19 protein-coding genes and 1 pseudogene are annotated in these 20,687 nt (G+C 70.4%); 11 read left to right on the plus strand and 9 right to left on the minus strand.

The window, feature by feature from the left end; translation table 11 throughout:
- The 3 genes and pseudogenes from D7X55_RS44650 to D7X55_RS15805 all read left to right on the plus strand — a co-directional run.
- Positions 1-191: pseudogene (locus tag D7X55_RS44650) on the plus strand (IS3 family transposase); the annotation flags it as partial.
- Between the two features lie 145 nt (positions 192-336).
- Positions 337-921 (plus strand): hypothetical protein, encoded by a 585-nt coding sequence (locus D7X55_RS15800; RefSeq protein WP_121723468.1) that lies wholly within the window; start codon positions 337-339, stop codon positions 919-921.
- 128 nt (positions 922-1,049) lie between these two features.
- On the plus strand, positions 1,050-2,570 hold the full coding sequence (locus tag D7X55_RS15805) for a S8 family serine peptidase (RefSeq protein WP_121723469.1): 1,521 nt from the start codon (positions 1,050-1,052) through the stop codon (positions 2,568-2,570).
- On the opposite strand, the gene D7X55_RS15810 is transcribed toward D7X55_RS15805, so the two are convergent.
- A complete protein-coding gene (locus D7X55_RS15810) occupies positions 2,541-4,496 on the minus strand; it encodes an ATP-dependent DNA helicase RecQ (protein ID WP_304988893.1) in 1,956 nt (651 codons plus the stop codon). The genes D7X55_RS15805 and D7X55_RS15810 overlap by 30 nt on opposite strands.
- A gap of 65 nt (positions 4,497-4,561) precedes the next feature.
- Between D7X55_RS15810 and D7X55_RS15815 the strand changes: the two genes are divergently transcribed.
- The 7 genes from D7X55_RS15815 to D7X55_RS15845 all read left to right on the plus strand — a co-directional run bounded on the left by D7X55_RS15815 (position 4,562) and on the right by D7X55_RS15845 (position 11,697).
- On the plus strand, positions 4,562-6,007 hold the full coding sequence (locus D7X55_RS15815) for an asparagine synthase C-terminal domain-containing protein (RefSeq protein WP_121723470.1): 1,446 nt from the start codon (positions 4,562-4,564) through the stop codon (positions 6,005-6,007).
- Entirely contained in the window at positions 6,008-7,201 is a 1,194-nt protein-coding gene (locus D7X55_RS15820) for a glycosyltransferase (RefSeq protein ID WP_121723471.1), read from the plus strand.
- The gene (locus D7X55_RS15825; RefSeq protein ID WP_121723472.1) at positions 7,198-8,055 is read left to right on the plus strand and encodes an ROK family protein; all 858 of its coding nucleotides are present in this window, start codon (positions 7,198-7,200) and stop codon (positions 8,053-8,055) included. Before D7X55_RS15820 ends, D7X55_RS15825 begins: the two co-directional genes overlap by 4 nt.
- 24 nt (positions 8,056-8,079) lie before the next feature.
- Positions 8,080-9,009 (plus strand): HNH endonuclease, encoded by a 930-nt coding sequence (locus D7X55_RS15830; RefSeq protein ID WP_121723473.1) that lies wholly within the window; start codon positions 8,080-8,082, stop codon positions 9,007-9,009.
- Between the two features lie 116 nt (positions 9,010-9,125).
- Positions 9,126-10,016: a S1C family serine protease gene (locus tag D7X55_RS15835; protein WP_121723474.1), complete on the plus strand. Its 891-nt coding sequence runs from the start codon at positions 9,126-9,128 to the stop codon at positions 10,014-10,016.
- A gap of 12 nt (positions 10,017-10,028) precedes the next feature.
- Positions 10,029-10,943 (plus strand): S1C family serine protease, encoded by a 915-nt coding sequence (locus D7X55_RS15840; RefSeq protein WP_120547197.1) that lies wholly within the window; start codon positions 10,029-10,031, stop codon positions 10,941-10,943.
- A gap of 22 nt (positions 10,944-10,965) precedes the next feature.
- Positions 10,966-11,697: a phytanoyl-CoA dioxygenase family protein gene (locus tag D7X55_RS15845; RefSeq protein ID WP_233609866.1), complete on the plus strand. Its 732-nt coding sequence runs from the start codon at positions 10,966-10,968 to the stop codon at positions 11,695-11,697.
- A 3-nt stretch (positions 11,698-11,700) separates the two neighbouring features.
- Here the strand turns inward: D7X55_RS15845 and D7X55_RS15850 are convergent, their stop codons facing one another.
- Both D7X55_RS15850 and D7X55_RS15855 read right to left on the minus strand, forming a co-directional pair.
- Positions 11,701-12,315, minus strand: a complete 615-nt coding sequence (locus tag D7X55_RS15850) for a DUF6992 family protein (RefSeq protein ID WP_121723475.1) — start codon at positions 12,313-12,315, stop codon at positions 11,701-11,703.
- Between the two features lie 50 nt (positions 12,316-12,365).
- Positions 12,366-12,602: a hypothetical protein gene (locus D7X55_RS15855; protein ID WP_120547195.1), complete on the minus strand. Its 237-nt coding sequence runs from the start codon at positions 12,600-12,602 to the stop codon at positions 12,366-12,368.
- Positions 12,603-12,720: 118 nt separating this feature from the next.
- Between D7X55_RS15855 and D7X55_RS15860 the strand changes: the two genes are divergently transcribed.
- Complete coding sequence (locus tag D7X55_RS15860) at positions 12,721-13,692, plus strand: oxygenase MpaB family protein (RefSeq protein WP_158626374.1); 972 nt, start codon at positions 12,721-12,723, stop codon at positions 13,690-13,692.
- Here the strand turns inward: D7X55_RS15860 and D7X55_RS15865 are convergent.
- From D7X55_RS15865 to D7X55_RS43360, 6 genes are all read right to left on the minus strand, one after another.
- A complete protein-coding gene (locus tag D7X55_RS15865; RefSeq protein WP_121723477.1) occupies positions 13,668-14,639 on the minus strand; it encodes a nucleotidyl transferase AbiEii/AbiGii toxin family protein in 972 nt (323 codons plus the stop codon). The two genes, D7X55_RS15860 and D7X55_RS15865, sit on opposite strands and share 25 nt — an antisense overlap.
- Positions 14,636-15,217: a hypothetical protein gene (locus tag D7X55_RS15870; protein WP_120547192.1), complete on the minus strand. Its 582-nt coding sequence runs from the start codon at positions 15,215-15,217 to the stop codon at positions 14,636-14,638. Before D7X55_RS15870 ends, D7X55_RS15865 begins: the two co-directional genes overlap by 4 nt.
- 102 nt (positions 15,218-15,319) lie before the next feature.
- Complete coding sequence (locus tag D7X55_RS15875) at positions 15,320-15,907, minus strand: redoxin domain-containing protein (RefSeq protein ID WP_120547191.1); 588 nt, start codon at positions 15,905-15,907, stop codon at positions 15,320-15,322.
- Positions 15,908-15,959: 52 nt separating this feature from the next.
- Positions 15,960-18,281 (minus strand): protein-disulfide reductase DsbD, encoded by a 2,322-nt coding sequence (locus tag D7X55_RS15880; protein WP_120547190.1) that lies wholly within the window; start codon positions 18,279-18,281, stop codon positions 15,960-15,962.
- A gap of 165 nt (positions 18,282-18,446) precedes the next feature.
- The gene (locus D7X55_RS15885) at positions 18,447-19,781 is read right to left on the minus strand and encodes a VWA domain-containing protein (protein WP_120547189.1); all 1,335 of its coding nucleotides are present in this window, start codon (positions 19,779-19,781) and stop codon (positions 18,447-18,449) included.
- A gap of 491 nt (positions 19,782-20,272) precedes the next feature.
- Positions 20,273-20,437, minus strand: a complete 165-nt coding sequence (locus D7X55_RS43360) for a hypothetical protein (protein ID WP_158616167.1) — start codon at positions 20,435-20,437, stop codon at positions 20,273-20,275.
- Between the last annotated feature and the right edge of the window lie 250 nt (positions 20,438-20,687).

The raw sequence follows: 20,687 nt of genomic DNA on the forward strand, positions 1-20,687 counted from the left end.
TCACGCCCCACGACGTGCACCACGGCCTGGCCGCCAGGCGCATCGCGGCTCGGGCCGCCGTGCTCTCCGCCGCCTACGCCGCTCACCCCGAGCGCTTCCCTCGCGGCCCACCCAAGCCGCAGACGCTACCGAGTGCCGTCTGGATCAACAACCCCGCCCGGTTGGCCAACTCACTGGAGGTTGCGCAGTAATCTCACGAACTCGCTGTCTCACTCACGTTGACAGGTTCCGCAGCCTGCCCGCCTTTCCTTCGAACCTGTTCGCAGCAATGAAGCGCTCAGAGCCCTTCATGCGAACGTCTGGAAGAGTGACAAGGCTCGTGACCGCCGCAACCAGGTGGCGCTGGTCCAGACTTTGGCAACACAGCTCATGCTTGAGCAGGGCTGGGTATTTTTCCACTTCGATGGAGACCGTCCCTGGTCTGAACGTTCCTCCAGCGAGAACGAGGAGAAGTTCGAGCAAATCATTGAGGCGAAGGTCTACGCGCTGCTCGTCGGGAGCCTTTCGGCGCAAGCAGCAAAAACCGCCGCGCCCTTCACACAGCAGGAAGTCGAAGCCCAAGCGCGCCAGCGGATGAATCGCCTCAAGAGGATCGTCCCATTCTACAGCATTGAAGCCTGGCTTTTCCAAAACACCCGTGTGGCCATCCGTCTTTGCGAGCGCCATTACGGTGGGCGAGACGCCGACCAGTTCCAACGCTGGGAGCAAGAGCGGCACACGCTCGATGAGGTCAGGAAGCCCAAGGAACAGGTCTGCCTGGGCGCGAAGCACAACAGCGCACTGGCCTCCGAGGCATTCCCTGCGCGCGATGTGCATGCCGCAGGATGCTCATTTGCATCGGTCGTGGACAAACTCTGCCAGGACGAAGAGCTGCGCAAGGCGCTCCAGCAGACCTACGACTTCCCAGTGACCTCGGTGTGACCACTCGCTGCGCCCCTGTGCCTCACAGAGCGCCTGCGCCTGCGCGAATGGTCACGTCCAGCTGTTCACGCCCGCACCGCCCTGGGGGACTGTAGCCCCTCACGAAGGCCCAGGGGTACAGGTGCGCCATGGCACCACCGCCCGAGCAGTTCGAGTCCACGAAGCTCCGCGCCCTCGACGTCCTCCTCCGGGAGGGCTTCGACCGGGCCGCCCTGGAGAGGGCCGTGGCGGCGCTCGGCGGAGCGGAGCGGTGGATCATCCGCCCGGCGCCCTATGAGCCCACCGGCCGTGCGTTCGACCTGCTCCCGCCCGGCATCATCGAGCCCGCGCAGGCGTGGGAGCTGGCACGCCGGCTCCAGGCGGACCCGGGTGTGGAGGATGCGGATCCGGCGTTCGAGGCGGTCTACGCGGAACCGGGTCCAGCCGGGGACACGGCGCGGACGTTCAACGCGAATGACTGTGATTGGAGCCTGCGCTTCGTGAAGGCGGACCAGGCGTGGCTGCTGCCCGGCGGCGCGAGCCAGGGCGCAGGCATCCTCATCGGGCATCCGGACAGCGGCTACCTGCCCCACCCCGAGTTGGGACCGAACTTCACGCCGAGGCTCGGCTGGGACTTCATCGACGACGACCCCACGACGGAGAACCCGGGCGGAGGCCACGGGCTGGGCACCGCGAGCGTCCTGTCCAGCCCGTACAACGGCCCGAACGCGGATGGGACGCTGTTCGTGGATGGCATCGCGCCGAAGGCCGAGGTCATCCCGCTGCGCGTCGCGAAGCCCACGCTGTTCGTCCCCGCGCCCGTGCTGTTCAACGTGGGCGCCGACCGGCTGCGCGACGCCATCGGGTTCGCCATCCAGCGGGGCGTCCACGTCATCAGCATCAGCCTGGGGTGGCTGCCCAATGCCGGAATGCACCGGGCCATCCAGCAGGCGGTGCAGGCGAACATCATCGTCATCGCCGCCGCGGGCAACTACACGGGCCCCATCGTCGTCTGGCCGGGCGCCTACGCCGAGGTCGTCGCGATGGCCGCGTGCAACGCGAGCGCCCAGCCCTGGGCCCACTCCGCCTATGGCAAGGCGGTGGACGCCACCGGCCCGGGCGAGAACGTCTGGACCGCGCAGCCCGTCGACAAGGTCGAGCAGAGCAGCGGCACTTCGTATGCGACGGCCATCGTCGCGGGCATCGCGGCACTCTGGCTGGCGCACCACGGCCGGGATGCGTTGCTTGCGCGATACCAGGGCGGGGCGACGCTCGCGCGGGTCTTCCGCCACGTGCTCCGCGCCACCCGTGACACCTGGCCCCAGAGCCAGCTCGCTTGGGGCGCGGGCCTCGTCAACGCGAAGGCGTGCCTTGAGGCTCCGCTCCCGGGCGTGTCGGAGCTGGAGCCGGCGCTCCGTCAGACGTCTTCCGAAACCGTGGCCGCCACCTTCAGCGGTCTCGATGAGGCCGACGTCCTGAAGGGCCTCGCGACCACGCTCGGGGTCGATGAACAGAAGGCCGCGCGGCTCGACGCGGAGTTCGGGCGCGAGCTGCGGTTCTGGGCGCTCACCGATGCCCCCTTCCGTCGCGCGATCCGCGAAGGGGCCGGAAAGACGCTCCGGGCTGCCCTGCCGCCCTTCTCACCGAGCCTGCGGGCCGCGCTCCGCTGAGCCTTCACAGAACGACAGCACCTGGGCGAACGGATATTCAGCCAGGACGCCGAAGAGCTTGTGCCCGCTGAGCTTCGCCTTGGAGAGCGCGGGGCTGCTCAGTCCACAGAGGAAGCGGGCCGCCTGACGCGGATGCCCCAGCGCCTCCGGGTGCTTCGTCACGAGCGACCGGAACGTGGCCGCGTCCAAATGTTCGCGCAGCTCCGGCCGGGGATGCGGTGGCGGAAGCACGCGCGCCACGCCCGTGCGGCAGTACGTGCAGTGGCCGCACGGCGCTTCGCGGTGCTCACCGAAGTGGGCCACCAGCGCGTTGCTCTGGCAGCCGTCGTGCGTGACGAGCCGGAGCACGTCGCGCACGCGGGACACCTCCTGGGCCTCGCGCTTCTGGAAGCGCTCCTGCAACAGGGCCACGAGCGCCTTGGCGTCCTCGTGCTCGCGCAGCCGCGTGAAGCGCTGGCGCGGTTCGGCCACCTGCACCTCCGCGTAGCCCTGCTCCTGGAAGTAGTCGAGCGCCTTCACCACCCGTTCGCGCGGCTGATTCAACGCCTTCGCGACCTCGGTGACATCGAACGTGTACCAGGTGCGCCCCTTCTTCGCGTGCGCGAACAGCTCCTGCACGAAGCGCGCGCGCTCCCCCTGGAACCGGCCCACGAGCGCATCCACCGAACCCGCCGGCTGCACCTTGTAGCCCGCGTAGTACGGCGTGCCCTGGCGCAGCACGCCCTCCAATTCCAGGTACGTGAGCGCCGTGCGCAGCACCAGGGGCCGCAGGTCGTGGCGGTTGCCCAGCGCGTACAGGTCCAGGTGCAGCTCCGGCCCCGAGCCCAACAGCTCCTTCACCAGCGCCGTCAGCGCCTCCGGCAGCGGCGTGTCCCCGAGCGCGAAGTTCTCCAGCGTGGGCACGTCGTCCGGGCACGCGAGCAGCTCCACCACGGAGGGTTTGCCGTCACGGCCCGCGCGGCCGATCTCCTGGCTGTAGCTCTCCAGTCCCTTGGGCAGGTTGTAGTGATACACGGCGCGCACGTCCGCCTTGTCGATGCCCATCCCGAAGGCGATGGTCGCCACGACGATGCCCTTGGCGGAGTGGGTCCACGCCTCCTGCACCCGCTCACGATCCTCGGATTCGAGCCCCGCGTGATACGCGCTCGCGGGCAGGCCCTCCGCGCTCAAGAGCGCCGCCACGCGCTCCGCTGTCTTCTGCAGCGTGACGTAGACGATGGTGGAGCCGGGCGGGCGCGACTTGAGCCGTTCCACGAGCAGCGCATCGCGCGCCTCCGGCCCCGTGGGCGTGGTCTCCAGCGTGAGGTTGTTCCGGTAGAAGCCGGTGACGACCGCTTGCGACTCCGGGATGCCGAAGCCCTCGCAGATGTCGTGCACCACCTGCGGCGTGGCCGTGGCTGTGAGCGCCAGGATGCGCTCGGCCTGGAGCGTGCGGGCCGCCTGCGCGAGCTTGAGGTAGTCCGGCCGGAAGTTGTGGCCCCACTCGGAGACGCAGTGCGCTTCGTCCACCGCGAAGAGGGAGATGGACAGCTCGCTCAAGAGCCCCATGAAGCGCTCGTTGTTGAAGCGCTCCGGGGCCACGTAGAGCAGCTTCAGCGTCCCGTCGCGCAGGGACTCCGTCACCTCGCGCGACTCCTCCAGCGACAGGGAGGAGTCCAGCCGCGCGGCGCGGATGCCCCGCCGCTCCAGCGCGTCGATCTGATCCTTCATCAACGCGATGAGCGGTGACACCACCACCGTGAGCCCGTCCAGGAGCAGCGCGGGCAGCTGGTAGCACAGCGACTTGCCACCGCCCGTGGGGAACACCGCGAGCGCGGAGCCCTGGGGCTTCAGCAACGCCGTAAGCACTTCACGCTGCCCGGGCCGGAAGGACTCCAGACCGAAGCGCTCCCGCAACACGACGTCCACCGCATCGTCCCGCATCATCCCGCCCTTCCCTGTTCGCCTTCGGAGGATATCGCACCCTCTCGTGCCCCTATGATGCGGACCGCATGCCGACCCACCCTCCCAAGGTGTCTCCCGCGCGTGGCCTGTCTCCTCGGGCGGTGAGCGACCTGCTGCTGCATGCCCGCGCGTCCAACGCGGGCCTGTGGCCAGGGTCGGAGCCCATCGGCGTGGCCCTGCCGCGAGTCGCCCGGGAACTCGACGCACGGGACGAGGAAGGGCTCACGCAGCGGCTGCTGTCCGCCTGGTCAGACACCGTGCGAGCCCATGTCGAAGCGGGCACGCACGAAGTCAGCCTGAGCGGCGGCGTGGACAGCGCGGCCCTGTGCGCGATGGCCGCGCGCCATGCTCCCGGGAAGGTGCGCGCGTGGACCATGGACGTGCACTTCGCGGACGCGGTGGAGCGCGGCAACGCGCGGCGGATGGCGAAGGTGACGGGCGCGGAGCTGGTGGACGTGCACATCCCGGACGCCGTGCTCCCGGACCTGTTCGAGCACGCGGTCCTCGCCAACCAGACGGTCATCCTCAACGCCCGGGCCGTGGCCAGCTACGTCTTCTATCTGGAGGCCCGGCGGCAGGGCGCGGGCCCCGTCCTCCTGAGCGGCGCGGGCGCGGATGAAGTGCTCCAGGGCACGCCGGGGGTGCTCGCCTCCGCGAAGGCGCGCGTGGACGAGGACCGGGCCCTGGCCGCGCGGGTCCTGGTGGCTGTGGACAACTCGGGGGCGCCGTTCCGGGCCGGCTCGCACGATCATGAGACAGCCGCCGGGGCTGTGGACAACTCGGGACCGCCGCGGGCCGGGGCCCGGCGTGGCGATCAGGAATCAAAGCCATCCATTCCCTCCGGGGACCGGGGTTCCGATCAAACCGTGGGTTCTCGCGACGGCTCCCCACCTGTGGACAACTTGAGGACTGTTTCCGAGGACGAAGACAGCGATCACGCCCCGCGCCGCCCCCCTGTGGACAACCTGGTGACCGCGCCGTGGGAGCTGCCCTCGCCGGATGCGCTCCCGTCCGAGGAGCTGCGATACGCCCGGTGGGTGCTCACCGAGCTCATCCTCCCGCCCGAGCTGCGGGGCGCCCGGGCCCATGGGCTCACGGTCCGCACGCCGTACCTGGATGAAGGCTTCGCGCGGGTGGCGCTGGCCCTGCCGGAGGCCGTGCTGTCGCGGGATGGGTTCGGCAAGTGGCTGTTCCGGCACGCCGTGCGGTCGCTGGTTCCGGAGGAGGTCCGCCTGGCGCGCAAGACACCCCGGTACGGGCACACCGCCCTCTCCAGCCCGGTGCGGTCCCGCTGGCTGGAGCTGTATCGCGCGTGGCTGTCTCCTGCCCGGCTGGAACCCCTCCAAGTCATCGACTCGCGGGCGGTGCAGGGCCTGCTGGAGCGCTACATGCGCCTGCCACCGGATGACCCGAAGGCCGGTCCGATGGATCGGCTGTTGATGCGCCTCATGTCCCTGGCCATGCTCCAGGCTCACGCCGAGGCGCCCTCCTGAATGTCCCGAGTCCTCATCGCCACCTCACCCGAGAAGGGCCACCTCAACCCGATGGTCGGCGTGGCCCAATGGCTGCGCCGGCTGGGGCACACCGTCGGATGGTTGTGCATCCCGGAACCCGCGCCGCAGCTGGAGTCCCTGGGCGTGGAGGTGCTGCGGCTGCCGCACGTCGAAGCCGCGCCGCCGGGAATCGAGACGGGAGGCGAGGCGCTGGCGAAGCTGGTGCTCGATGACGTGGCGCTGGGGAAATGGATCCGGGGCCTGCTCCTGGATTCGGTCCCCGCGATGCTGGAGCCCGTGCGCGAGGTGGTGCGCGCCTTCCGTCCCGACGTGATGGCCCTGGACGGGATGCAGTACGCGGCGGTGCTGGCGGCGCACGCGGAGGGCATCCCCTGGGCGGGCGTGTCCTCCGCGCTCACGCTGCTGGAGCCCCGGCCGGAGATTCCCCTGCTGCGCAACGTGCGGGCCTTGAAGGACGACCGGCAGGCGCTGTTCCGCCATCACCGCTTCGACGCGCGCTTCCGCACCTGCGAGTGCCTGTCGCCCCGGCTCAACGTCATCTTCGCCACCGAGGCCTTCCTGGGCCCGGACGCGGGAGTGCCCCCGGACACGCTGCTGGTGGGGCCCTCCATTCCGCCCGAACCCCGAGGCGACGAGGTGCCCTTCCCCTGGGAGCGCCTGGGCGCGAAGCCAGTGCTGTACGTGTCCTTCGGCAGCCAGATTTCGTATCAGCCGGAGCTGTTCCGTCTCATCGCGGAGGCGGCGAAGCCCTTCGGCGTGTCGCTGGTGCTGTGCGCGGGCGAGCTGGCGGACACGGACTTCCCGGGCACGCTCCCCGGTGACGTGGTGGCGGTCCGCTACACGCCGCAGCGTCAGGTGCTGGAGCGAGCGTCGGCGTTCATCTCCCACGGCGGAGCCAACTCCGTGATGGAGGCGATGACGGCGGGCGTGCCGATGCTGCTGCTGCCGGTGTGCAACGACCAGCCGGTGCAGGCGCACTTCCTGGAGAAGTCCGGAGCCGGGCTCGCGAGGGACCCGAGGACCCTCACGGTGGAGTCATGCCGCGAGGCCATCGCGCGATTGCTCGAACCGAAGTCGCCGATGCGGGACCGCGTGGCGGAGATCTCCCGGTCCTACCGAGCGAATGATGGCGCGAGGACCGCGGCCGAACGCATCGCCGGGCTCGTGGCATGAGTGCATCCAGGTGGAGTCCTCGCCGGCATCACCCCGCCGGTGTCTCGCCGCTGGAGGTCTGGAACCTGCCGGTGTTCGGGCGCGAGCTGTGGGAGGTGTTGGGCTCGCCGTGGGTGGAGGAGGACCGGCGCGCGGGAGTGCCTGGAGCCACGCTCTCCGCGCGGATGATGCTGCCGCTGGCGGAAGCGCTCTTCCTGCTGGGAAAGCAGCACGCACCGGACGCGGCGTACCTGAGCGGAGGCCTGGCGGAGCTGGACGGTTTTCCCGCGGCGGTGAGGGAGGCCACGGCATCGCTGCGCTGCCCGGTGCACATCGCGCTGTCACCGCGCTTCGCTCCCGTGCGCGCGGGGCTGCGCATGCTGGAGGCCCAGGGCGCGCGAAGTCCGCTCTGCGTGGACGTGGGCCAGACGAGCATCAAGCTCGCGCGTCCTGGCACCACGCGGGTGATGGAACGGAACCTCTCCACGCTGCCGCCGCTGTTCATCGGGCAGCCGCGTCCCACTGACGGCCATCACATCCGGGACACGGTGGCGTTCATCGCGGGAGCGCTGCGGACGTTCCTCGCGGAGGGAACAAGTGAGCCACCGGACGCGCTGTGTCTGGCATTACCGTGTCCGCTGGATGAGGACCTGATGCCCGGAGGCTGCACCTACGGCTTCGAGGGCACGGCGTCCCTGGTCCCGGACATCCTCGCCCAGTCAGGCCTGCCGGACACGGGAGGACCGGTGCTCGTGCTCAACGACGCGGAGCTGGCGGCCGAGTCCGCGCGACGGGCGCCCCAGGTGAAGGGACGCCGCGTGCTGTGTCTGTCCCTGGGTTTCGGCCCGGGTGGCGCCCTGCTCGAACGAGGCTGAGCCTGGTAACCTGGTCGTGGACCCGTGCCCACGCCCTCCGACAACGACCAGGCCATCCGAGTGGCGGCCTTCAACGCCTTGGACGCGTTGGTGGAGCGGCATGGAGAAGTGCTGTCGTGGGAGCGCATCGCGGAGGGCTTCCAGCTCCACGGCGAGCAGCACCTGTTCGCCAACCGGACGCGCGGCATCTTCTGGCCCCGGCAGATGCAGGAGACCGCGCTGTCCATCAAGACCACCGTGCCGCGAGGAACCCGCGTCGCCCGTTACGACGATGACAACATCGCCTCGGACGGAGCCTTCCTCTACAAGTTCCAGGGCACGGACGTGGAGGCGCGAGACAACCGCCGGCTCGTGCGCGCACAGCAACTGGACGCACCGCTCATCTACTTCTACGGCATCGAGCCCGGCTTCTACCGGCCCCTGTGGCCCGTCTACATCTCCGACGTGGACCTCGCCTCGCGCTCCTTCCACGTCATGGCCTCCGATCCCGAGATGGTGAAACAGCGCTTCGTCGCGGACGCGAAGCTGTTGCCCCTGGAGCGGCGCTACACCACGGTGCAGGCCAAGAAGCGGCTGCACCAGGCCGCCTTCCGCCAGCACGTCCTGCGCGCCTACGACCACCGCTGCGCGGTCTGCGCGTTTCCTCGCACGGAGCTGTTGGACGGCGCCCACATCCTCCCGGACCGCGACGAACGCGGCCACGCGGAGGTCCCCAACGGACTGGCGCTCTGCCGGCTCCACCACGGCGCCTTCGACACGAACCTGATGGGCTTCCGTCCCGACGGCGTCATCGAGCTGGCGCCCAGCCTGCTCGCCACCCGGGACGGCCCCACGCTGGAGCACGCATTGAAGGGCTTCGTGGGCAAGACGCTCCAGCTGCCGCGCGCGAAGGAATTGCAGCCCAAGAAGCTCTATCTGGAAGAGCGCTACGAGCGCTTCCGCAAGGTGGGCTGAAGCCTCCTGCCCGAAGCACCGGGGACCTGCCTGAACGGGTAGGTCGCCATCCTGCCCGGTCCGCCGATGTGGCGCGATTTCGAGCCCTTTAGTTTCTGGCTCGAAAGGAACACGCCATGTCCACCGACGCCCTCCAGTCCCTCTCGCAGTCCATCTCCACCGTCGTCGAGCGCATCGCTCCCTCCCTCGTCCGCGTGGAGGCCCGCCGTCGCCGGGGCGCCAGCGGCGTCGTCTGGGATGCCGACGGTCACATCCTCACCACCAGCCACGCCGTCGAACACGAAGGCTCCATCCAGGTGGGCCTCGCGGACGGCCGCTCGGTGTCCGCCGAGCTCGTCGGCCGTGACCCGAGCACCGACCTCGCGCTCCTCAAGGCCGACGCCAGCGGCCTCGCCGCGCTCACGCCCGCGCCGCTCGATGACGTGAAGGTCGGCAACATCGTGCTCGCCATCGGCCGCCCGGGCCGCACGGCGCGGGCCACGCTGGGCATCGTCAGCGCGTCCGGCGGCGACTGGCGCACGCACGCGGGCGGCCAGGTGGACCGCTACCTGGAGACCGACGCCGACCTGCCTCCGGGTTTCTCCGGCGGCGCGCTGGTGGACGCGCAGGGCCGCTTCCTGGGCATCCCCACTGCGGCCTTCTCGCACACCGCCGCGGTCGTGATTCCCGGCGGCACGCTGACGCGCGTGGCGGACTCGCTGCGCGAGCACGGCGGCATCCGCCGCGGCTACATGGGCGTGGGCGCCTACCCGGTGCGCCTGCCGCGCGAAATCGACGGCACCAAGGCGGGCCTCATCCTGCTCTCCGTGGATCCGGACGGCCCCGCGCAGAAGGCCGGGCTGCTGCTGGGCGACGTGCTGGTGAGCCTGGGCGGCCAGACGCTCAACGGAGTGGAGGACCTGCTGGGCTACCTGGGCGGCGAGAAGGTGGGCACGTCCATCCAGGCGAAGGTGTTGCGCGCGGGCGAGCTGCGCGAGGTGCCCATCACCGTGGGCAAGCGTTCTTGAAAGGAGCCGGCCATGAAACTGTTGCAGCAGCTCTCGGATGACCTGGAAGGACTCGTGGCCGGCGCGGCTCCGGCGGTGGTGGGCGTGGAGCACGCTCGGGGCCACGGCACCGGCCTGTTCCTCACGCCGGACGGCTACGTGCTCACCAACCGTCACGTGGTGATGCGCACGCCCAAGCGGCTCACCGTGCAGCTCCACAACGGCGAGGAGCGCCGGGCCACGCTCGTGGGCGGGGATGCCCCCACGGACCTCGCGGTGGTGCGCGCGGAGGGAGATGATTTTCCCACGCTGCCGCTCGCGGATCCGGAGACGGTGCGCGTGGGGCAGCTGGTGATGGCCATTGGCAATCCCTTCCGTCTGGAGCAGTCGGTGTCGCTGGGCGTGGTGAGCGCCATCAACCGCTCCATCACGCTGCCCGACGGCGTCATCCTGGAGGGAATGCTCCAGACGGACGCCGCCATCAACCCGGGCAACTCCGGCGGGCCGCTGCTCGACACGCGCGGGCGCGTGGTGGGGCTCAACACGCTGGTGCTGCCGTTCGCGCAGGGGATTGGCTTCGCGGTGAGCGCCACCACCGCGGCCTGGGTCGCGAGCCTGCTCATCCAGCGCGGCCGGGTGGACCGGAAGTTCCTGGGCATCGCCGCCACGGCGGTGAACCTGGAGCCCGCGCTCGCGAAGGACACCGGACAACCGCGAGCCGTGCGCGTGCTGAAGGTGCAGGAGGGCACGCCCGCGGATGACGCCGGTCTTCAGCCGGACGACCTGCTGCTCGGCATCAACAGCCGGCCGGTCAACAGCGTGGATGACCTGCAGCGGCTGATGGCGCTCGCCTCCGAGGAGGAGGTCCACCTGGACGTGCTGCGCAAGGGCCGCCGCAAGGACGTCTCCGCCCGGGCCCGCCACCGCCGTGAGCCGGTGGCGGCCTGAAGCCGTTATGCTGTGCGCCGCGATGTCCGCATCGACGGCGCACGACATGACCTCGGAGGAGCTGGCCGCGCGCATCGAGCGCGAGGGCTTCGCAATCCTCCCGCGCGGAATCCCACCAGACACCGCGGACGCCCCGCTCCACGCACTGCGCGCCGTGAGCGAAGAAGCCACGGCCGCCCAGCGGCGTGGAGGCGTGCGCAACCTGCTGGAGAACGTGCCCGCCGTGCGGGAGCTGGCCCGCTCCGCGCCCGTGCGCGAAGTGGCCGAGTCCGTCCTGGGTCCGCACTGCTTCGCGGTGCGAGGCCTGCTGTTCGACAAGACCCCGGACGCGAACTGGAAGGTCATCTGGCATCAGGACCTCACCGTCGCCGTGCGTGAACGCCGCGACGTGCCCGGCTGCGGCCCCTGGTCGGAGAAGGCCGGTGTGCCCTGCGTGCAGCCGCCCACGTCCGTGCTGGAGGACATGGTCGCGGTGCGAGTGCACCTGGACGACTGCGGCGAGGACAACGGCCCCGTGCGAGTCCTCGCGGGCTCGCACCGTGAAGGACGTCTGTCCTCATCCAGCATCCCAGGCTGGCTCGAACGCGGTGCTCCCGTGGACTGCCTCGTGCCCCGCTGCGGCCTGCTGGTGATGCGGCCCCTGCTGCTGCACGCCTCGTCACCGGCACGCACGCCCGCGCATCGCCGGGTCATCCACCTGGAGTTCGCGTCGCGGCCCCTGCCCGGTGGGCTCGAATGGCACGCGAGCGTCTGAGGCTCACGGCCACGTCAGCATCAAGCCCACGCCATCCGGAGCGGGCACCAGGCGCGCCGTGAGCTCCCCGTTCAGCTTCGCGTTGAGGAACGTCAACACGCCGTCGAACACCAGCAGGAACGCGCCCTGCAGGAGCACGCCCTTGCCCCATCCCCGCAGGCGCGCCGAGTCCTTGCGCAGCCCGCGCTCCCACAGGAGCCCGCCGAAGGCGATGTAGCCCACGTCCAGGCCCGCGTTGAGGAGCAGCACCTTCTCCATCCGCTGCCCCTCGGACAGGCTGCGCGCCAGGTCCCAGGAGGCCGGATCCGCCGTCGCCTGCCCGTGATAGCCGAGCCCCGCGATGACGAGGTTCACCACGTTCCAGGCCGCGTTCGCCTGGAAGAAGGCCTGCGTCTCGCCCTCGCTGGCGAAGTGCCCCGCGACGCCCGTGCCGATGTTCAGCACCGCCCAGCCGAACAGGATGCCCATCGCGGTCTGGTTCATGCGGACCGCTTCCGCGTTGTGCCCCGCGAGCCACGCGTGCGCATCCGGAGCAGCGACCTCCTGGGCCATGCCTGGCATCGCGAAGAACAACAGCACCAGCACACAGCAGGAACGCACGAGGCGGGCAGAGGCCATGGCGGCACTCTAGGCCCGCGGAGGCCCTGCCCGCTGTCTGGTGGATGGCGTTACCGTTCGCCGTCGTCGCTGAGCGGTGGTGCTTCCCTCGCGGGCTCCGTGCCCTTCTGCGCGCCGTAGCCGCCAATGCCCTTCTGGAGGATGCGGTCCTCGCCTACGTCCTCGTCCGTCACGTCGCCGCGCTCGGTGCCCGGGCGCTGGTGTCTGGCTTCGCGCTCCAGTTCCTCCGCGCTGTGGGTGTCCGTGCGCTCGGGCCCTCTCACCGGCGGCCCCTTGTTGCTGGCCATGTCGCGTCTCCTGTCTGGATGTCCTGCCCTCCAGGACAAGGTCCGGCGCGTCCCATCCCCCGACAAGGCGCCACGGAGCGGGGTAGCATCGCCAGTCGCCTCGCTTCCCGGAGCCGCCATGCCCCCCCCGGTCTCTCCTGCTGATGCCACGGGCTGCCCCTTCAGCGGCGCGGGAAAGCCTTCCGCCGCTCACGTGCCCGGGCCCGTCTACCGGAAGCCCTTCTGGCGAGCGCGACTGCCAGAGGTGAGCCAGGAGATCGCCTCCCTGGATGCGCGGCGCGACTGCCAGCGCATCGTGCACCTGCTGACCAACTACGAGTTCCCGTTCGACATCGTGCGGTCCACGGAGATCGCGCTCTTCCACACGTACGGCAGCCGCTCCGTCTCACGGCTGCTGGACCGCACGGGTGAGTTCAACAAGCGGGGCCAGAAGCGCTACGACGACACGCGGCTGCTCATCGCGCGGTTCATGGAGTGCGGCTGGGAGGGAGAGGCAGGGCGCCGTTCCCTGGAGCAGATGAACCACATCCATTCCTTCTTCCGCATCCCGAACGAGGACTTCCTCTTCGTGCTGTGGACGTTCATCGACTTCCCCATCCAGTGGATGAAGGAGTACGGCTGGCGTCCCTTCACCGGGCACGAGCAGGAGGCCTGGTTCCATTACTGGTGCGAGATCGGCCGCCGCATGGGCCTGAAGGACCTCCCTGAGGACAAGCCCGCCTACGACGCCTTCATCCGGGACTACGAGGCGCGCGAGTTCGTCCCCAACGAAGCCAGCCACCGGGTGGCCCAATCCACCGTGGACATCCTCGCCGGCTGGGTGCCGCGCCCGCTGCGTCCACTGGTGGCCCCCATCAGCCTGAGCCTGGTGCCCCGGCGCCTGCTGCCCGCCATCCAGTTCGAATCCCCACCCGCCTGGGTCGGAGGCCTGGTCCGAGGCGCGCTCAAGCTGCGCAAGCGGGTCAAACGCCACGTCTCCCTGGAGCGCTACCCCTCGACCCTGGATACGACGCTCAACCGCACCTATCCCGGCAACGCCTACCGCATCGAAGGCCTGGGCCCGGACTACGCCCACCGCGACGCGGAATGAAACCGGGTGAGCCAGGCACAGATGACCGCCACGGCTTCATCCAGCGTCTGACGCGGTCCCCAGAACATCGGGGCAATCGCCTCGAAGGCCTCTTGGATGGCTGCAGTACCTTCACCACCTGGGAGGAAGTGCCGCGAATCACCGGCCGGAGGTGCCACAATCTGCTTCTGCCGGATCATCTCCTCGGCCAGCGCACGGACGTCCGGGTAGTCAGCAAGAGGTGGTAGCGCATCCTCGGCGGCGATGATGCGTGCCGCGTCCTCGTAGTGGCGCACGAAGGTCGCAGGCTCCAGCGGTTCCCTCTGGAGCCGACGTTGGAGCGCATCCACCTTCTCCAGCAGCGTGACCATGGGATGCACGCACCGCACGGCCCTGGGGCGGTTGTCCTTGAAGTCCGTCAGCTGCCGCTGGGCCTCCAGCTCCTCGTGGACGAATGACGCCATGTCGCGCCGGACAAAGGGCGTCACTCGCGCGTTGCCGACCTCCAGGAGGACGAAGGGACGCAGGACGCCCGCCATGCCTCCCAGATGCTGCGCGGGATACAGGATGCGCACGTTCGCGGAGCGCCAGTACCGGTCCGCTCCATCGACATCCAGTTCCGTCCGCGCGCCAGGAACCTGGATGCATTCAGCCAGGGCCTCGAAGTACGCCCGGCGGACCTTCGTCGCTCCCACTCCCGTGCGGCTCCAATCCGTCACCCCGGGAAGGTCAACCGTCCCCGCTTCCAGCTTGAGGTCCAGGTCCTCCGAGAACCGCTGGATGAGCGAGAAGCCCTTCGAGAGCGACGTGCCTCCCTTGAACCAGACCTCGAAGCCCGCGTCATGCAGTGCCCACAACGTGTGGGTCACCCAGTAGTCCTTCTCGGTGAGCGCAAGGGAGAGCCGCCGCTTGTCAGCGACGATTCGTAGCAGTTGATCAAACTCAGGGTCGTCGTGGATGAAGGTCATGCAGAGGCGGAGCGGATCGCTTCGCGAATCCACTCACGCGTGCTCTGCCTACCAAACCGCTCCGACATCTCTCCAAGCCGCCGGGCGTTGAACGCGCCGCGCTTCAGCAAACGCGCCAAGGCACGCGTCAGCGCAGCGGGCACGACGCCAGCACTCACGGCGTTCTCGAAGAGATCCACCACGAACCACTCCGGCGTCGGCGGTTGGGGGAAGGCCACCCGCCGCAGCTCGAAGGTCCTGCCCCCCAACTCGAAGCGGCCCGAGCGCTTCGTGTTGTAGACGAGCGCCGAAGCGAAGACCGCGGTGGCCCCCAACCCGAGCGCATTCCACCGCTCCGGCCCGGTGAAGACGAACGGGCTGCCCTCCAGGAACGCCTTCATGATGGCTTCGTCGGACGGCGCCACCACGCCAAAGCGCCCTCGCTTCGGACAGGCGTAGAGCCCATGCGCGAGGGGAATCAGCACGCCCTCGCCCACCAATCGCCGGGCCAGCCGGGGCGCATTCACGCCCCACGTAGCCAACTCCTTCGTCCGGTAGACGCGGCCAGGCTCGAGCATGGGATGGACGGCAGCGGGCATGGTGGTACGAAATTTCCCGAAGAAAAATGACAATGGCAACGCTGAGAAAGCCCGCGTCCCCTCACAGGGACACGGGCCTGGGACCTCACGACGGACAGCGGCTCAGCTCTTGTACTTCACGGAGCAGCCGTACGGCTCGGAGGTCGGGGTCGCGACCTGCTTGCCGTTGAGCAGCGAGTCCACCGCCGTCTGCACGTAGTTCACCTTGGTGGCTTCCTTGCCGCGCGGGTCGTTGTCGATGGCGCCCGCGTAGCGGACCACGCCCTCACCGTCGATGACGTACATGTGCGGCGTCGTCTTCGCCGCGTAGCTCTTGCCCACCGTGCCGTCCGTGTCCAGCAGCACCGGCTGGCTGAAGCCCTCCTTCTTCTTCCACTCGGCGGCGCTCTTCGCGTTGTGCGTGGAGGACGAGTCCACCGTCAGCCACACCACCTTCTTCGCGTCGAAGCCCTTCTGCGTGTTCTGCATCGTCTTGGCCTCGTAGTGCCGCTTCACGAACGGGCACTCCGGGTTCGTCCACTCGAGCACCACCACCTTGCCCTTGTACTCGGACAGCGAGTGGGCCTTGCCCGCCTCGTCCTTCAGCGTGAACGCCGGAGCGGGCTTGCCCACCTCCGCGGTGTCAGCAGCGAAGACGGGCGCGGACACGAACGCCGCGGTGAGAGCGAATGCCGTGAAGACCTGCTTCATGACGGAACCTCCAGTGAGTTGAACGCTGCGCACGAACGAACAACATCCCGGCTCAAGGCCGGGCACACACCACCGAGCCCCCCTTCAACGGGGACCCACACTCCGCCGCACGCTGCACCGCCTGGATGACGCTGTCCGCGGTGAGCAGCTCGTTGAGCACCTCCGGCTTGTCCGGCGCACCCGGGCTCAGCACCAGGTACATGGGCACGCCCGCGCGGCCATGCTCCGCCAGCTTCGTGGTGATGCGCGCGTCCCGCCGCGTCCAGTCCGCCACGAAGAAGGCCACGTTGTGCTTCAGGAACGCCTGCCGCACATCATCGCGCGACAGCACGGTGCGCTCGTTGAACTTGCACGTGAGACACCAGTCCGCCGTGAAGTCCACGAACACCGGCTGCCCCGCCGCCAGCGCCGCCGTCACCGCCGCCTCGTCCCACGCCTGCGCCCCACCGTGTGACGACGCCACCGCGCCGCGCGTCTCCACGGACGCCTGCGCCTCCTCGAAGCGCAGCGCCACCACACCCGAGCCCACCAGCACCAGCGCCGCCAGCGCCATCGTCACGCCCCGGCGTCCGCCCTCCAGCCCCTGCGACTGGCCATACAGCCACGTGACCAGGCCCACCGCGATGAGGAACGCCAACAGCCGCGCCATGCCGTCCACGCCGGCCAGCCCGCCCATCACCCACACCAGCCACACCGTCGTGCCCAGCAGCGCGAAGCCCAGGAACTGCTTGCCGCGCTCCATCCACATGCCCGGCTTGGGCAGCCGCTTCGCCAGCCCCGGCACCAGCACCAGCAGGCAGAAGGGCAGCGCCAGGCCCAGGCCCAGCGCCATGAACACGGCGATCACCGTGGCCGGACCCGCCGCGAACGCGAAGCCCACCGCCGTGCCCAGCAGCGGCGCCGAGCACGGCGTGGCCAGCACCACCGCCAGCACACCCTCGCCCGCGCTGCGCATCAGGCCGTGGCTCTGGTCCACCTTGCCCGCCAGCGCCGTGCCGTCCGCGCCCAGCGTGTAGACGCCAAAGAGGTTGAGCGCGAACGCCACCAGCACCGCGCTCACGCCCGCGACGAACAGCGGCTCCTGGAACTGGAAGCCCCAGCCCACGCTGGCCCCGCCCGCGCGCACCGCCAGCACCGCGCCGGCGAGCAGCAGCATCGTGGCCAGGATGCCGCCCGCGTACGCCGCGGCGTGCGGCGCCACCTTGCCCTTCTCCTCCTGCACCATCCGCGTGAAGCCGTACGCCTTGAGCGCCAGCACCGGGAACACGCACGGCATCAGGTTGAGCAGCGCGCCGCCCAGGAACGCGAACAGCAGCGCGACGCCCAGGCCCAGCGGAGACTCGGCCGCCACGGGCGCCGCCGCCACCGCGGGCTGCACCTTGCCCATCGCGTCCTTCACCGACGGAAGCTTCAGGGGCGCCGGGCCCGCGACCGCACCGGCCGCCGCCACCATCGGCGCGAGCGCCGTGTCCACGTCCACCGCCGTATAGCCCGTGGCCTTCGTGCCCAGGCGCAGCGAGCCGGTGAGCCGGGGCTCGACCTTGGGCACCATCGACGACGCCTGGCCCTTCAGCGCGAACGTCCCCGGCGCCGTCTGCGTCAGCGCCACCGTATCCACGCCCGCGATGCGGCCGGGCACGAAGAAGTCCTCCTCCACGCCGCCCGCGAAGGGCTTGCCGTCCGCGCCCGTCACGGTGAGCTTGCCGGTGAACGGCTTGCCCGCGGTGAGCGACGCGCCCTCCAGCGTCAGCGCCACGCGCGGCGCGCCCTGCGTCCCCACCGGCGCCGGCACCCGGGCCTGCGAGGCGTCGAACTGCTGCGCGAACTCAGGGTCCAGCACCGTCTCCGGCCCCACCGGCAGCGTGCGCGTCAGCACCAACTGCGCGGGGATGCAGTGCACCTTGCACGCGAGCGCGTCCACCGCCGCCGCCACGTTCAGCGTGCCGTCGGCCTTCTCCGACACGTGCGCGGGCGCGAAGAGCAGCACCTCGTCGTGGTAGCCGTGCGTGGTGATGAAGCCGTCCGGCGTGCGGAACGTGCTGGGGAAGGGCCAGCGCAAATCCCCGACGGTGACGCCCGGGATGTCCCACGACACGTCCGTGGCCAGGCCGGAGTCACCCGGGTTCTTCCAGTAGACGTGCCACTCCGGGTCCAGCTTGAGGCGCACGCCCACGCGGAAGTCGCCGCCCGCCTTCACCTGGGTGACGTCCAGGAGCAGCGCGCCCTCCAGGCGCGGGTCGCCCTCGTCCGGCGCGGTGCTGCCCACGGCGGTGGGAGGCAGCGCGGCCTGGGCCCACGTCGCCAGGAGCAACGCGCCCACCACGCCCAGCCCACCGAGCCGGCTTCCAGACCTCTTGCTCCACGGATGCGTCATGCGACTCCCGTTAATCCACCTGGAAACGCCGTGCTACCTGGGATGCGTCCCCACAGGGTGCACTCAACCTTCCGGGCAGCCGGGCATTCCGCACGCCCGCACGCCCGGCGTCAGGGGCCACGCCGGCCCCCGCGCCCTCTCCATACGCTCAAGGACTCCGGGCGGTTACGACTCGGTGTTGCCCGTCTTCCAGGGCAGCATCGCCGCGCCGTCCAGGGCCCCCGCCGGGGGCGCGCCGCCGTTCGCGGCGGCGGGCAGGGCCGCGCGGGCGGGAGCCGGGGCCGGGAGCGCCGGCCCGATGCGGCTCATGGTGATGCGCGACACCTCCGACTGCGCCCGGCGCACACCCAGGGCGGACGGCTGGGCCGCCCGGCGCTCCACCGCGCGGCGCAGGTCCGCCAGCCGGTCCACGTGCCGCTGCGCGGGGACCTCCGCGGAGCCCAGGCGCGCCAGCTTGTAGAGCCCCTTGTCCGCGCCCTCGAGCGCCCGCTCGGCCGCGTCCTGCTGACGGCGGGAGAGCGCCTTCCAGGCGGCGGCCTCGCAGGACACCAGCTCCAGCTCCGCGGACACCGCGCGCACGAAGCGGCCCTCGTCGCTGTCCGGCAGCAGGCGCGTCACCGGCACGGACACCCGCCGGGTGTCGCCGTGCTCCGTGTACGAGGCGTTGACGGTGAGGTTCCACTCCGCCTTCTCCAGCCCGCCCACGAAGAGGACGCGGCGCGGGAACGCGTGCGACACCGCCCCCAACGCGGCGCTCATCGCGTCGCCCTCCACGCGCGACGGGTAGCGGTGGCGGCAGCGCAGGTCCGCGAAGCCCGTGGGCAGCACGTACACGCGCGCGTCCGCCACCACCTCGCCGAACAGCTCCGCGCCCAGCGCGCCCACCGCCAGCGGCAGCCCCTCCGCGTCGTCCACGTGCGTGAAGCCCGTGCCGGACGGGCCGGTGAGGGCTTCCAGAATCTCCGGCAGGTAGTGCCTGCCCAGCCCCAGCGCGTGCAGCGCCACGCCGGAGTCGTGCACCCGCTGGCCCAGCACCTTGAACTCGCCCAGCGCGGTGGGGCCCACGGAGGGCTCGCCGTCCGTGAGCATCAGCAGCTGCGGCCGGGCGCCCGGCACCAGCACGCGCCGCACGGCCTCCGCGCCCTCTTCCACGGCCTCGTGCAGCGCGGTGCCCTCACCGGAGTCCAGGCGGGACAGCGTCTTCAGGAAGGCCGCCTTCGCGTTGGGCTCCATCGCGCGCACGGGCAGCACCTGCTCCGCGTCCGCGTCGAAGGTGAGCAGGCCCACGTAGTCCTTCGGGCCCGCCCGCTCCACCAGCGCGCGCGCCGCCTCCACCGCCGCGGCCAGGGGCGCGCCCCGCATGGACGCGCTGCGGTCGATGACCAGGTTCACCGCCACCGGGGCCCGAGGCGTCTCCGCTTCGGCCTCCAGGGTCACCAGCAGCAGCACTTCGCGGCCGCCTTCCGCGTCGCGCTCCACTGCCCAGGCCGTCTGCTTCATCCGCGCTCCCGCATGGTGGGTGGGCCCATGCTGCCTGCCCGCCAATCCTGTCGCGACGACGCCCTGGAGCCCCGGCAGCGCCCCTGTGCACACGGGCCCGCGTCGCCGTCTCCCGAAGTTCCTGTCGCGTATGCCTGGAGGATGTCGGGTTTCAGGCCGTGAAAGCAACGTGTCCGGCCCGACCGGGGCCCTCACGCGGCGTGGAGGCGATCACCGCGCCACGCCCGCTCCGGACGCCACGCGGCACCTACAGACACCTGCTTTTCCGCAGGACCGTTCAGGTATTTACGAATTTACTCCTGGAGGGTCCGCCACCGGTCATTCCGGGGCCCCGCGTCCGCCAGGCTCGACCCGCTCGAAGTCGGGGAGCGTCATGGCATCCAGCGCACTGCATCAGCGTCCGGGAGTGATGACTCCCCAACCTGTCCGAGTGTCCGACAGGTTCGTCAACGAAGGCCCCCGCGCAGGCCACGGGCCGCGGGGGCTGGGCCTCACTCCGCCACGTGCCAGCCGCCCCAGGCCTCTTCATCCAGGTGACCCCAGCGCCGGTCATCGGTGGGCTCCACCGGCTTCACCGTCCGTCCGAACTCGCCCTCGGCCGTCAGCTCCAGGTCGTCCCGCCCCTCGTCCAGGTACGTGCTCTCGTCGTGGCTCATGTCCGGCTCCTTGGCGCTCCATTCACGGGGTGTACGGCCGAAAGCGGCTCGCGTCCCCTTGGACGCCCTGCGTCGGTCAACCGGGCCCGCCCCATGCGGGTCCCTTTACAAGCACTTCTTGACCGATTTACTGACATGTTGGGGGCCCGCTCCTGTTTTGTAAAGCCCTCGGAACAGCAAAGTTCCTGGAGCGTCCGCCGGACCACGCCCGGCCGCCTGCCTTCCGGCACGCCAGGCGGGGTGGGTTCTG

It is taken from the genome of Corallococcus sp. AB049A, from assembly GCF_003668885.1.
GTDB lineage: Bacteria > Myxococcota > Myxococcia > Myxococcales > Myxococcaceae > Corallococcus > Corallococcus interemptor.

Bases quoted from the DNA above. Each gene is read 5' to 3' on its own strand.
- D7X55_RS15805 (WP_121723469.1), top strand. From the start codon at position 1,050: ATGGCACCACCGCCCGAGCAGTTCGAGTCCACGAAGCTCCGCGCCCTC.
- D7X55_RS15810 (WP_304988893.1), bottom strand. From the start codon at position 4,496: ATGATGCGGGACGATGCGGTGGACGTCGTGTTGCGGGAGCGCTTCGGT.
- D7X55_RS15815 (WP_121723470.1), top strand. From the start codon at position 4,562: ATGCCGACCCACCCTCCCAAGGTGTCTCCCGCGCGTGGCCTGTCTCCT.
- D7X55_RS15820 (WP_121723471.1), top strand. From the start codon at position 6,008: ATGTCCCGAGTCCTCATCGCCACCTCACCCGAGAAGGGCCACCTCAAC.
- D7X55_RS15825 (WP_121723472.1), top strand. From the start codon at position 7,198: ATGAGTGCATCCAGGTGGAGTCCTCGCCGGCATCACCCCGCCGGTGTC.
- D7X55_RS15835 (WP_121723474.1), top strand. From the start codon at position 9,126: ATGTCCACCGACGCCCTCCAGTCCCTCTCGCAGTCCATCTCCACCGTC.
- D7X55_RS15840 (WP_120547197.1), top strand. From the start codon at position 10,029: ATGAAACTGTTGCAGCAGCTCTCGGATGACCTGGAAGGACTCGTGGCC.
- D7X55_RS15845 (WP_233609866.1), top strand. From the start codon at position 10,966: ATGTCCGCATCGACGGCGCACGACATGACCTCGGAGGAGCTGGCCGCG.
- D7X55_RS15850 (WP_121723475.1), bottom strand. From the start codon at position 12,315: ATGGCCTCTGCCCGCCTCGTGCGTTCCTGCTGTGTGCTGGTGCTGTTG.
- D7X55_RS15855 (WP_120547195.1), bottom strand. From the start codon at position 12,602: ATGGCCAGCAACAAGGGGCCGCCGGTGAGAGGGCCCGAGCGCACGGAC.
- D7X55_RS15860 (WP_158626374.1), top strand. From the start codon at position 12,721: ATGCCCCCCCCGGTCTCTCCTGCTGATGCCACGGGCTGCCCCTTCAGC.
- D7X55_RS15865 (WP_121723477.1), bottom strand. From the start codon at position 14,639: ATGACCTTCATCCACGACGACCCTGAGTTTGATCAACTGCTACGAATC.
- D7X55_RS15870 (WP_120547192.1), bottom strand. From the start codon at position 15,217: ATGCCCGCTGCCGTCCATCCCATGCTCGAGCCTGGCCGCGTCTACCGG.
- D7X55_RS15875 (WP_120547191.1), bottom strand. From the start codon at position 15,907: ATGAAGCAGGTCTTCACGGCATTCGCTCTCACCGCGGCGTTCGTGTCC.
- D7X55_RS15880 (WP_120547190.1), bottom strand. From the start codon at position 18,281: ATGACGCATCCGTGGAGCAAGAGGTCTGGAAGCCGGCTCGGTGGGCTG.
- D7X55_RS15885 (WP_120547189.1), bottom strand. From the start codon at position 19,781: ATGAAGCAGACGGCCTGGGCAGTGGAGCGCGACGCGGAAGGCGGCCGC.
- D7X55_RS43360 (WP_158616167.1), bottom strand. From the start codon at position 20,437: ATGAGCCACGACGAGAGCACGTACCTGGACGAGGGGCGGGACGACCTG.